General features: G+C 37.1%; 1 protein-coding gene. It reads left to right on the top strand.

Annotated elements, in window-relative coordinates:
* Positions 1-49: 49 nt before the first annotated feature.
* Positions 50-267 (top strand): hypothetical protein (locus SB765_RS30245; RefSeq protein ID WP_410932572.1); only part of this gene is annotated, 218 nt, incomplete at its 3' end.

The following is a 267-nucleotide window of genomic DNA, read 5'->3' as shown; positions in this document are numbered from 1 at the left end:
AGCTTCTTGTTAAATAATAAAAATATAATAGTGTTCTAGGGAGAATCACATGTTAAACAATAAAGTTTCAAAAGCAGTTCGTTTAGCGATCGCTTTTGGTGCAGCATCTACAGCTGCTTTCTCAGCAAGTACATTTGCTGCAGAAGAAGAAAATGCAGAAAAAGTAGAAAGAATTGAGGTTACGGGTTCACGTATTAAGCGCTTCTCTGAAGTTTCTCCAACACCAGTTACAACTATAACAGGTGTTGAACTTACGAATGCCGGTAT

The organism is Pseudomonas sp. SIMBA_067 (assembly GCF_046534675.1).
Lineage (GTDB): Bacteria > Pseudomonadota > Gammaproteobacteria > Pseudomonadales > Pseudomonadaceae > Aquipseudomonas > Aquipseudomonas putida.
Note: the sequence above shows the minus strand (reverse complement) of the source record. Positions and strands in the feature narration are given on the sequence as shown.